General features: G+C 40.0%; 7 protein-coding genes, 1 pseudogene and 1 other annotated feature. Of the genes and pseudogenes, 1 reads left to right on the top strand and 7 read right to left on the bottom strand.

The window, feature by feature from the left end:
* Positions 1-215: 215 nt before the first annotated feature.
* The 4 genes and pseudogenes from ADA56_RS03425 to ADA56_RS03410 form a co-directional block, all read right to left on the bottom strand.
* Positions 216-1,604: pseudogene (locus ADA56_RS03425) on the bottom strand (cytochrome-c peroxidase).
* Positions 1,605-1,836: 232 nt separating this feature from the next.
* Positions 1,837-2,724 (bottom strand): protease modulator HflC, encoded by an 888-nt coding sequence (hflC, locus tag ADA56_RS03420; RefSeq protein ID WP_049369235.1) that lies wholly within the window; start codon positions 2,722-2,724, stop codon positions 1,837-1,839.
* On the bottom strand, positions 2,724-3,965 hold the full coding sequence (hflK, locus tag ADA56_RS03415) for an FtsH protease activity modulator HflK (protein ID WP_049369233.1): 1,242 nt from the start codon (positions 3,963-3,965) through the stop codon (positions 2,724-2,726). The genes hflC and hflK overlap by 1 nt, the downstream gene beginning before the upstream one ends.
* A 129-nt stretch (positions 3,966-4,094) precedes the next feature.
* Positions 4,095-4,805 carry a 4'-phosphopantetheinyl transferase family protein gene (locus ADA56_RS03410; protein ID WP_049369231.1) on the bottom strand — a complete coding sequence of 237 codons (711 nt, stop codon included), beginning with the start codon at positions 4,803-4,805 and terminating at the stop codon, positions 4,095-4,097.
* A gap of 172 nt (positions 4,806-4,977) precedes the next feature.
* On the opposite strand from ADA56_RS03410, the gene ADA56_RS03405 reads away from it, so the two are divergent.
* On the top strand, positions 4,978-6,471 hold the full coding sequence (locus tag ADA56_RS03405) for a PTS transporter subunit EIIC (RefSeq protein WP_049369229.1): 1,494 nt from the start codon (positions 4,978-4,980) through the stop codon (positions 6,469-6,471).
* Positions 6,472-6,552: 81 nt separating this feature from the next.
* On the opposite strand, the gene thrC is transcribed toward ADA56_RS03405, so the two are convergent.
* The 3 genes from thrC to thrA all read right to left on the bottom strand — a co-directional run bounded on the left by thrC (position 6,553) and on the right by thrA (position 11,308).
* Positions 6,553-7,827 (bottom strand): threonine synthase, encoded by a 1,275-nt coding sequence (gene thrC, locus ADA56_RS03400; protein ID WP_049369228.1) that lies wholly within the window; start codon positions 7,825-7,827, stop codon positions 6,553-6,555.
* A 76-nt stretch (positions 7,828-7,903) separates the two neighbouring features.
* A complete protein-coding gene (gene thrB / locus ADA56_RS03395; RefSeq protein ID WP_005697139.1) occupies positions 7,904-8,848 on the bottom strand; it encodes a homoserine kinase in 945 nt (314 codons plus the stop codon).
* A gap of 12 nt (positions 8,849-8,860) precedes the next feature.
* Positions 8,861-11,308, bottom strand: coding sequence for a bifunctional aspartate kinase/homoserine dehydrogenase I (gene thrA, locus ADA56_RS03390; RefSeq protein WP_049369225.1), 2,448 nt, complete (start codon positions 11,306-11,308; stop codon positions 8,861-8,863).
* 31 nt (positions 11,309-11,339) lie between these two features.
* Positions 11,340-11,455, bottom strand: a sequence feature (Thr leader region).
* Between the last annotated feature and the right edge of the window lie 72 nt (positions 11,456-11,527).

The raw sequence follows: 11,527 nt of genomic DNA, 5'->3' as shown, positions 1-11,527 counted from the left end.
GATTTAAAATCCCTCGCCTTTCGAGGCGTGCCAGTTCAAGTCTGGCTTCGGGCACCATTTTAAATATAAAAAGAAGATTGTCGCGTAAGCGGCTTTTTTATACCTAAAATTTAGCTTTTCTGTTTTTTGACTAAGTCATTTATGACTTTGTATCTAACCAAAACTCACAAAAAAACGACCGCACTTGCGGTCGTTTCTATTTATCTCTCAAAGGATTATTTTAATTTTTCACCTTTAAATTCACCTGTTAAGCTTTCTAAGAAAGACGTGATATCTTCAACATCTTTTTGAGCAGGCTGTTTCACGTTACTTTGGTATTTCAACATTGCACTCACAGCATCTTTTAGCTCTTTTGCTGAGGCATCATGGAAATATGGTGCAGTAAGTGCGACGTTGCACAAGGTTGGCACTTTGAAACGATGCATATCAAACGGATCTTTAGTTTGAGCAAAGCGACCTTCATCGGCATCAGTTAATGGCGTACCACGATCTTTAAAGTAATCGCCGTAGAGTCCCATGTACTCATAAGATTGTCCACCCATTGCTACACCTGTATGGCAAGTATCGCATTTATGCTGTTTGAATAATTCATAACCGCGAACTTGTTGCTCGGTTAAGGCTGTTTTATCCCCTTTCAAATAACGGTCAAAATCACTGTTTGGCGTAATTAATGTTTTTTCATATTCACCAATCGCATGAGTTAAAGTTTCTTTCGTCACTTGTGGATATTCTTTTAAGAATGCTTTTTTAAATTCTTCATCCATTTCAAAACGTGCCACGATGTCATCCCAAGAGTGCGAGCCCATTTCTACAGGATTTGTTGGAGGACCTTTTGCTTGATCAGCTAAATCTGCTGCACGACCATCCCAGAATTGCACAAAGTTAAATGCAGCATTGAATACGGTTGGTGCGTTAATTGGACCTTTTTTACCTTCAATCCCTGTTGAAGTATCAAGTCTATCCACACCACCTTTATCTAATTGGTGACAAGTGTGACATTGAATAGAACCATCGCCAGATAAACGACCATCAAAGAAAAGATCATGGCCTAACGCGACTTTTGCTTCATCTGTTGCAATACTGTCTGGAATAGGTTGTACTAAACGATCTGCATCAACATTGGGGGTTTCTTTTGGTAAAGACATTTTACGTGCTTCACGAATCCAGTTAAGCAATGTCACTTTTTCTTGCTCATCTGGTTTACTTCCCCAGTGGAGATGTCTGAATTTAGCAATTGGCATTTCATTATTTTCAAGCACACGCTGTAGTTTTGCTAAATCAGATTGGGATAATTTGCTCGGATCTTTTAAGCCTTCAAGTAAACGATCTAGGCGGAAAGCACGAAGCCCACTTTGAATATCCGATTGCATTTCATCACCCACAATCGGGAATTTTGAATAAAATGGAAGAGGTGTGTTTGGACTATGGCAATATTGGCAGCTATTATCAAATAAGGCTTTTGCCACTTTTTCTTGTTCGCCAGCATAGCGATTTTCCATTAAAAGTTGGGTCGCATTCTCTTTATCAAATTGGTGTAGCTACCCCACAATGCCCAAATAACCTAAGATAGCAATGGCTGCACCGCCAATAATCAGTTTTTTCATCTAATAATCCTCCAAACGATCAATAAACATAAAAAAGAAACGTAAAGCTTAAAGCAAGATGATTATGCCAAAAAAATGGCTTATATTTTATGTGGATTTAATTAACTTTGGCTATGGATTCGATTGATTGCATTAAAGGCCTTTTTATCTTATAAGTGAGAATTCCCCTAAAATTAAGCAATAAAAAAATGCGGTTATTTCTAACCGCACTTTACCTTTCATTATCTCTTGTTTATTTCTTTGGCGCTTGCATAAAGCGGAAGAAATCACTGTCAGATTTCAAAATCATCATATTATCTGAACCTTCAAAGCTGCTTTCATAGGCTTTTAAGCTACGAATAAAGCTATAAAACTGTGGTTCTTGAGCAAAAGCTTGAGAATATAGTTTTGCCGCTGCCGCATCACCATTACCACGTAATTCTTGTGCAGTTTTATTTGCATTCGCTAAGATCAAGGTCACTTTACGATCCACATCCGCTTGAATGAACGCTGCTTTTTCTTTACCTTGTGAACGGTGTTCACGGGCAACCGCATCACGTTCTGCACGCATACGTTGGTAAATCGAAGAAGAGACTTCATCCGGTAAATTGATTTGTTTTACGCGAACATCGACGACTTCAATCCCTAATTCAGAGGTACTATCCTGCCCTGAATTTAACGCTTTTTTCGCCCCCGCCATTAATTCACCACGTGTACCTGAAACGATATCTTTAATTGTACGAGTACCAATTTCTGAACGCAGACGGTCATTCACTTTACGGCTTAATAAGCTTGAAGCTTGGTTATAATCACCACCACCCGTTGCAGTATAGAAACGACCGAAATCGCTGATTCTCCATTTCACATAGGAATCCACCAACAAGTCTTTTTTCTCGACTGTCACAAAACGAGTAGCCGAACCATCAAGAGTACGAATACGTGCATCAAGCACTTTAATGCTATCAATTAAAGGCAATTTAAAATGCAAACCTGGTTCATACACGACCACTTTGTTTCCTGCATCACGTTGTACTTTGTTAAAACGCAACATGATGCCACGTGAGCCTTCAGTTACAACCACCACGCTGGAATATAACACCGCAGCAATCACCACAATAATCGGAAGTAAAAATTTACGCATTAGTTAAATCTCCCTTGGCGAATGCCTTCATTTGATTGAACCGGTTGAACCGCTTGTGTTTCTACACGACGTTCCTGTGTTGAAACAGGCGCAGAACTGACCACACTTTCAGAAGTAGTGGTCACTGGTTTAATCGTCTTTTTACCCATTAATTGCTCCAATGGCAACACAGTTAAATTGTTACCATTATTGCTGTCTAACATCACTTTAGGTGTGTTTGCCATCACTTTTTCCATGGTTTGAATATAAAGACGCTCTTTTAACAAATCAGGTGCTGCTTTAAATTCAGGCAGAAGACGTTGTAAACGTTCCACTTCCCCTTGCGCATCAAGCACAACACGATCTTTATAAGCTGTTGCTTCTTCAACGATACGCTGAGCATCACCACGAGCGATTGGCTCTTTCTCGCGAGCATAAGCTTCTGCTTCACGAATGTAACGTTGTTCGTCTTCCTGTGCTTTAATCGCATCATCGAAAGCATCTTTCACTTCTTCTGGTGGACGTGCAGATTGGAAGTTCACGTCAATCACTTCAAGTCCCATATCATAAGGTTTGATAATATCGTTCAAGGCTTTCCATGTATCTTCACGTACCACGGCTCGACCCGTTGTCAGCACATCATTCATAGTCATATGACCAATCACATAACGAAGTGCACTGTCAGTCGCTTGTCCAAGACTATTGTCCGCATTGCTTACGCTAAACAGGTATTTTTCAGGATTTTGCACGCGATATTGTACGGTCATTTCCACTTTAACCATGTTTTCATCTTTGGTTAACATCGCACCTTGCGTTTTAAGCTCACGAACTTGTTCTACATTCACTGGAATCACTTTATCAATAAAGGTGGGTTTCCAGTTTAAACCGGGTTGAACGATAGAATGAAACTCGCCAAAACGTAACGTCACGCCACGTTCTGCTTCTTTAATGGTGTAAAAACCGCTTGCACCCCAAATAATCCCTCCGATTACTGCGGCGATCGGTAAAATCTTACCTAAATTAAATGAAGGTATATTCGGCGAAGTATTATTTGATCCGCCCTTCTTATTCCCACCACCTAATTTTTTCAACAGATTATTAAATACTTCTTCAATATCAGGAGGTGATTGTTCCTGATTTTTATTGTCTCGAGCGCCCCAACCATTTTCATTTTGCTTATCTGATGAATTATCTGACTGTTTTGGACCACTGCTCTGTCCGGGTTTACCCCAAGGATCTTGATCTGGACCGTTTTGCGACATTACGTTCTCCATTTGTCTAAAATTTTTAATGAGTTTAACGAAATAAATGGGGTTAGTCTATGAAAATACAAGTGGCAATGCAAATTATTATTAAATAAAAAATCCTTGAATATTTTCAAGGATTTTGTTTTATTCATTTACTTGGTAAATCAAGGATTTTTGTATATTTTTTTCTACTAAATTTTTCCCATCCCATTGATAAAAGTGCGGTTGAATTTTTGGCTGATTAATAAATGCAGCAAAATAAAAAGGTAATTCATCGATAAAGATCAATTCCCCTTTCGGACAATAATCTGAAAAGATCTGTAACCGCTCTGGTAAATGTACCACACTTGAAAGTTTTACAATCCCAACGCCTTGTGATTTCAATACCGCTTCACGCAAACACCAACAGCGATAAAAAGCCAGCTCCTTATCAGGTTGTTTAGCAAACCATTCTTGCTCTGCTTGTGGCGCAAAATGTGCCATTAGCGCAGAAAAACTCCGTTTTTTCGAAAATTCAATATCAATACCGACCGCACTTTTTTCTGATTCATTAATATGCAGCAATACGGCAACCCAATCGCCTGAGTGGCTTATATTAAAATCGATGTTCTCGATGGGAAATTGTGGTCTGCCACTTTGCGTACGATAAATTTGTCCTAAAAGTGCGGTTGATTTTCCCGCTGTTTTTAGCAACTGCCAAAGTAAAAAATGCGCTAATCGACGACATTGATGACGTTGCGTTATCCGAGAATTTCCCTGTGGTTCTGTACGCAAATTTTCAGGGACAAGATCTGTAGGGATTTCATCAAAAGAAAAAGGTTGCTGAATATTGGCGTAGGCAATAAAAGTTGTCATACAAATAATAAATAAACATATCCGTTTGATAGCATTATAAAAGGAAATTCGCTGCGCGCCAACACAAGCAAAAATCTGTCAAAACAACGTCTTAGATTAAAACTGTGAGCGGTTTCACAGATTTTTCTCCTTAAATACGTTACATTTCAAAAAAGTAATCACAGGAGGTTCTATGTTTAAACAACTTCAACAAGTCGGTAAGGCATTTATGTTGCCGATTGCTATTTTGCCTGCTGCAGGTCTTTTACTCGGGATCGGTGGGGCGCTTTCCAATAAAGCAACTGTGCAAGCCTATCCAATTTTAAATAATGAGGCGCTGCAAGGCCTGTTTCAGATTATGTCTGCAGCCGGTAGCGTGGTATTCGCTAATTTAGCCTTATTATTGTGTATTGGTTTAGGTATCGGCTTAGCTAAACGTGACAAAGGCGTTGCAGCTCTCGCTGCAGTTGTTGGTTATCTCATTATGACGGGCACTATTGCCGCATTAATTCCGATTTTCTCTCCTGATGTAAAAAGCATTGATACGGGTGTAATTGGAGCATTGGTGATGGGGCTAATTACCGTTAAATTACACAATCGCTATCACAACATTCAATTACCACAAGTATTAGGTTTCTTTGGCGGCTCTCGCTTTGTGCCAATTGTGACTGCTTTTTCAGCTATTTTTGTTGGATTAGTTTTCTTCCTCATTTGGCCAACTTTCCAACAATGGCTCGTCTCGGCGGGTAAAAGCATCGCATCCATGGGAACCTTTGGTACATTCTTATACGGTTTCTTAATGCGATTATCTGGTGCGGTTGGATTACATCACATGATTTACCCACTGTTTTGGTATTCTGAATTAGGTGGTGTGGAAATGGTCAATGGCGAGATGATTGTCGGTGCACAAAAAATCTTTTTTGCTCAATTAGCCGCTCCTAATCACCATGGTTTATTTACTGAAGGTACTCGTTTCTTTGCCGGCCGTTTTGATACCATGATGTTTGGCTTACCAGCAGCCTGTTTAGCCATGTATCACTGTGTACCGAAAAAACGTCGTGCACAAATTGGCGGCTTGTTCCTTGGTGCAGCCCTAACATCATTCATTACTGGCATTACTGAACCGATCGAGTTTATGTTCTTGTTTGTTGCACCATGGCTTTATGTGTTCCACGCATTCTTAGATGGAGTATCTTTCTTTATTGCCGATTATTTAAATATCTCTATTGGGAATACTTTCTCTGGTGGTTTTATTGATTTCTTGCTCTTTGGTATCTTACAAGGTGATGAAAACACCCATTGGTTGCGTGTAATTTTCGTCGGTATTCCTTGGGCGCTGCTCTATTATTTCTCTTTCGTTTTCTTGATCCGCATCTTTAATGTAATGACACCAGGACGTGGTGAAGAAACCGAAGACAATATAGAACAAGAAACAAGTTCACTTACTGAAAATGCACATAAAATTATTGCAGCATTAGGTAGCGCTGAAAATATTGAAAACGTGGACGCGTGTATTACTCGCTTACGTGTTTCAGTTAAAGATGTCAAAGCCGTTGATAAAGCCACATTGAAAAAATTAGGTGCGATTGATGTGCTTGAAGTCGGTGGTGGCGTACAGGCCATTTTCGGTGCTAAAGCTGTACTCTATAAGAGTGAAGTGAATCAAATCTTAGGAAAAGAAGATTAACTCCTAAAAAATAAAGGGCGTTTACCCCGCCCTTTTGAGCAATAAAATAAAAGTGCGGTCAAAATCAACCGCACTTTTTTATTATTTCAGCAAATATGCACGTAATTGTGCAAAGTCGTTATCCATTTCATCAGAAAGTAATGGCAATTTATTGTGTTTATCCAACGCTTCTGGCAATGGAAGATCGAGCGAAAGAATACGCTCTACAGACTCTTTAAATTTTGCAGGATGTGCCGTACATAAGAAAATACCGGTTTCATCCGCTTTAAGTTGATCTTTCAATACTTGATAGGCAATCGCGCCGTGTGGTTCACATAAATAACCTTTTGCATGCATCGCTTTTAAGGTTTCTTCTGTTTCGCTATCGCTTAACATACCAGAACCTAAATCACTTAAATTCCAACCGTTACGTTTAAATAACTCTTCGACACGAGGCCAGTTGTTCGGGCGACTCACATCCATCGCATTAGAAAGCGTCGCTACGGTCGCTTTAGGTGCCCAATTACCTGATTCTAAATACCGTGGCACGGTATCGTTCGCATTGGTTGCTGCAATAAAGCGTTTAATTGGTAAACCTAATGTTTTAGCGATTAATCCCGCAGTTAAGTTACCGAAGTTACCACTTGGTACAGAAACTACTACGTTATCACGTTTTTCTTTTGGTAATTGCGCTACGGCTTCAAAGTAATAACAAACTTGCGCCAATAAACGGCTAATGTTAATGGAATTTGCTGAGTTTAAACCAATCGCTTGACGCAGTTCTGCATCATCAAAGGCTTGTTTAACTAACGCTTGGCAGGCATCGAAATCGCCATTAATCGCCACAGTGCGAATATTACCACCTAAAGTACAGAATAATTTTTCTTGTAATGGGCTGATTTTGCCTTTCGGATATAAAATCACCACATTGATGTTTTCTAACCCATAAAACGCGTGGGCAACTGCCGCACCGGTATCACCAGATGTCGCTGTTAAAATGGTGATTTTGCCATCACCACGCACTGCAGCGAGCGCCTGCGCCATAAAACGACCACCGAAGTCTTTAAATGCTAAAGTTGGTCCATGGAATAATTCAAGGGCATAAATATTATCTTCTACTTTTTCCAACGGTGCAGGAAAAGTAAATGCATTTTTTACCATTGCATCTAATGTTGCTTTCGGTAATTCTTCACCGATTAATGCGCTAAGAATTTTTTGACTACGTTCAACCAATGGTAAGGCTAATAATTCGTCAATATTGCTTAACGTTGGAATGGTTTCCGGAAAAAATAAGCCTTGGTCCTTACCAAGCCCTTGACGTACTGCTTGTGCAAAATTCACTTGTTCTTCAGGGTGTTTGATATTGTACAAATTCATTGTATATCCGTTAATTATAGAGTTTTAATAAAATGTTATTCCCCTCTTAAAAAAGGGGATAAAAGCGATTTATTGTTTAACCGAGCTCTCTCGCGCCATCATTATCGACCTTACAAACATGCACAAAACCTTCGTTGTTTTGTAAATAATGATTTTCTAAATAAGTCGCCAGTTTTGTTGCGGTTTGTAAATCAGGTGCAATGGAGAAAATCGTTGGGCCAGAGCCTGAAATCCCCGTTGCTAACGCACCTAAATCACGAGTAGCTTGTTTCACTTCTGCGAAGTTTGGCAATAAAGCCTCACGATAAGGTTCCGCAATCACATCTTTCATCATCATCGCTGCTAGGTTTTCTTGATGCGTATGACATGCATGCACAAAGCCACCTAAATGACGACCATGAGAAATCACATCTTGGCGCGTGTAGCTTTTCGGTAAAATTGCGCGTGCTTCAGCGGTTGAAACCTCAATGCCTGGATAAGCTAAGACCCAATACCAATTATCAAAAAATGGCAGTTTTTGGCAAATGTTACCGAGAGATTGTACCATAAATTGCACACCGCCTAAGTAACAAGGTGCCACATTATCATAATGGATAGAACCTGAAATACGACCTTCTAGCTCCCCCATCATCTCTAACAATTCCATTTTTGAGAATGGTTCATCGTGGAATTTATTTAATGCCACTAATGCAGCCACAATAGAACAGGCACTTGAGCCTAATCCCGAACCAATCGGCATATTTTTCTCAAGGGTCAAACGCAATGGTTTGACTCTCACATTGCGTAATTTTAATTGCTCACTAAACAGTACATAGGCCTGATACACGATATTTTTTTGTGGCTCTTTTGGCAATTTACGCACAAAATAGCCCGCACTTTCGAGCTCAAAACCACTTGGAATAGACTCAATCTGTACGACATCACCTAATAATGAACCATCAATCGGTGAAATGGCTGCGCCTAATGTGTCAAAACCTACACTAATATTTGCACTCGATGCGGGAGCATAAATTCTTAACATGTTATGTCCTTTTTAGTGATGTAATGTTCTTAAAATATCCGCAAAGATGCCTGCTGCAGTTACTGCGTTACCTGCACCGTAACCACGTAATAGCAACGGAATTGGTTGATAATAACGAGTGTAAAATGCAAGCGCGTTTTCACCGTCTTTCACCTTGTACAATGGATTATTTTGATCCACGGCGATGATTGACACTTTGCAGTGACCATCTTTAATTTGGCCTACGTAGCGCAATACTTTCCCTTCCGCTTTCGCAGCTTCAACGCGTGCTTTAAATTCCGCATCTAATTGTGGCAGCATCGCCATAAATTCATCTGCTGATTTGCCTTCAGAGAAGCCTTTTGGTAATACTCCCTCCACTTCCACATCGGAAAGCTCAAGTTCTAAACCGGCTTCACGCGCTAAAATAAGCAATTTACGTGCCACATCTTGCCCCGATAAATCATCACGAGGATCGGGTTCTGTAAAGCCTTTTTCACGTGCAAGTGCGGTCACTTCTGAAAGAGAAAGTCCTTCTTCTAATTTACCGAAAATGAAAGAAAGTGAGCCCGACAAAATGCCTTCAAAATACTCAAGCTCATCCCCAGCTGCCAACAAGTTCTGTAAGTTTTCGATAACCGGCAAGCCTGCGCCTACGTTAGTTTCGTATAGGAATTTATGTTGGCTCGCTTGGGCATTGCGACGTAATTCGTGGTAATAAGCTAATTCACGGGTATTCGCTTTTTTATTTGGAGTTACCACATGGAAGCCTTCTTTTAACGCACGTGCATAAAGCCCTGCGACCGATTCAGCTGTTGTACAATCTACGAAGACTGGGTTCACTACGTGGTGTAATTTAATGAAAGATAACAACACATCGAAATCAGATGGTTGGGTTGCATTTTCAAGATCTGCTTTCCAATTATCTAAATTCAACCCGTTTTCATCCAAAAGCATTTTTGTTGAATTCGCTAAGGCACAAACACGGATTTCAATGTCCTTCTTTGCGAGGTATTCTTTTTGGTGTTTAATTTGTTCAATTAACTCACCACCAACACCACCAACGCCGACTAGAAACATATCGACGACTTTTTTGTTATTGAAAAGTGCTTGGTGAGTGGCTTTCACGGCTTCAATCGCTTTATTTTGCGCGACAACTGCTGAAATTGAACGCTCAGAAGAACCTTGTGCAATTGCGACTAAGCTTATATTCGCTTGAGCCAATGCTGAGAAGAAACGAGCCGCGATACCTTTAGCTTGTTTCATACCATCACCTACAACAGAGATTATAGAAAGATCTTTTGCGACCTCAATTGGTTCTAAGTCATGGGCTTTTAATTCTGCAGCAAATTCTTGTTCTAAAATTGCTTTCGCTGCATCTGCTGATTTTACTGGCACACAGAAGCTAATGCTGTATTCAGAAGAAGATTGCGTAATTAAAATCACTGAAATACCGGCTTTTGACATCGCTGAGAAGACACGAGCTGCCATCCCTACCATACCTTGCATACCAGGACCTGAAACATTGAACATTGCTACGTTATCAAGGTTAGTGATCCCTTTCACTTGTAACCCTTCAGATTTCACATGACCATCAATTATTGAACCCGGCGCAGATGAATTACCGGTGTTTTTAATCACACAAGGGATTTGTTTTGGTAATAATGGACCAATTGTACGTGGATGGATCACTTTCGCACCAAAATAAGAAAGCTCCATTGCTTCACGATAAGAAAGGCTTGGTAATAAACGAGCATCTGGCACTAAACGAGGGTCACACGTATAAACGCCATCCACATCAGTCCAAATTTCACAAACAGACGCATCTAAACAAGCTGCTAAACAAGCTGCTGAATAATCAGAACCATTACGGCCTAATAACAGTAATTCACCTTTATCATTACATGCGGTAAAACCAGCCATTAGAACCACTTTATCTTTACCGATACTTTTTGCATCAACGCGTCTTGTCGATTCGTCAATATCAACTGAAGATTCTAAGTAACCACCTTGTGCTAATAATTGCTTAACCGGATCTACAATGTGAACACTATACCCACGTGCTTCAAACCATGCTTTCATCATCGCAATCGATAATTTTTCACCTCGGCAGTCAATGGTTGCTTTAACTTTATCTTCTACTTTGCCTGCTTGGCGAATTTCTTCTAATAAGCCTTTAATTTGAGCAAATTCTGCATCAATGAGGGCTTTAGTCCCTGCAAGATCAAATTTATTATTTTCAGCGTGTAAACCATTAATGATGTTATAGAAAATCTCAATGGCTTCGTTAAAGTGGGTATCAGTAGGTTGGTTTAATGCGGCTTTTTCAGAGAGGGCAACAAGATGGTTAGTAATTTTTGCAGGAGCAGATAAGACACCGGCAGCCTGCTCTTCCAAATGAGCTTTTTCGATTAATTGAGCCGCTTGTGAAAAACGCTCAGGGTTGGCTAATGAAGTGCCACCAAATTTTAATACGCGCATGATAATATCCTCAGATGTTGTGATTTTTAAATACTAAAAAACCCGCACTAGACTGAATGCGGGTTTTCTTGATCCTGTTTGCTACGCACTAACCCGCCCCATTAATTGTCGTAATGGTCATAATAATGGTGGTAATCGTGAAAGTGCGGTTATTCTTCATTGTATTTTAACCTTGAAAAAAGATGTGTTTAGAAATACCGAAAAAGCGCAGGCTTGTCA

It is taken from the genome of Parahaemophilus parainfluenzae (genome assembly GCF_001055095.1).
GTDB lineage: Bacteria > Pseudomonadota > Gammaproteobacteria > Enterobacterales > Pasteurellaceae > Haemophilus_D > Haemophilus_D parainfluenzae_Z.
Note: the sequence above shows the minus strand (reverse complement) of the source record. Positions and strands in the feature narration are given on the sequence as shown.

Bases quoted from the DNA above. Each gene is read 5' to 3' on its own strand.
- thrA (WP_049369225.1), bottom strand. From the start codon at position 11,308: ATGCGCGTATTAAAATTTGGTGGCACTTCATTAGCCAACCCTGAGCGT.
- ADA56_RS03405 (WP_049369229.1), top strand. From the start codon at position 4,978: ATGTTTAAACAACTTCAACAAGTCGGTAAGGCATTTATGTTGCCGATT.
- thrB (WP_005697139.1), bottom strand. From the start codon at position 8,848: ATGTTAAGAATTTATGCTCCCGCATCGAGTGCAAATATTAGTGTAGGT.
- hflK (WP_049369233.1), bottom strand. From the start codon at position 3,965: ATGTCGCAAAACGGTCCAGATCAAGATCCTTGGGGTAAACCCGGACAG.
- ADA56_RS03410 (WP_049369231.1), bottom strand. From the start codon at position 4,805: ATGACAACTTTTATTGCCTACGCCAATATTCAGCAACCTTTTTCTTTT.
- thrC (WP_049369228.1), bottom strand. From the start codon at position 7,827: ATGAATTTGTACAATATCAAACACCCTGAAGAACAAGTGAATTTTGCA.
- hflC (WP_049369235.1), bottom strand. From the start codon at position 2,724: ATGCGTAAATTTTTACTTCCGATTATTGTGGTGATTGCTGCGGTGTTA.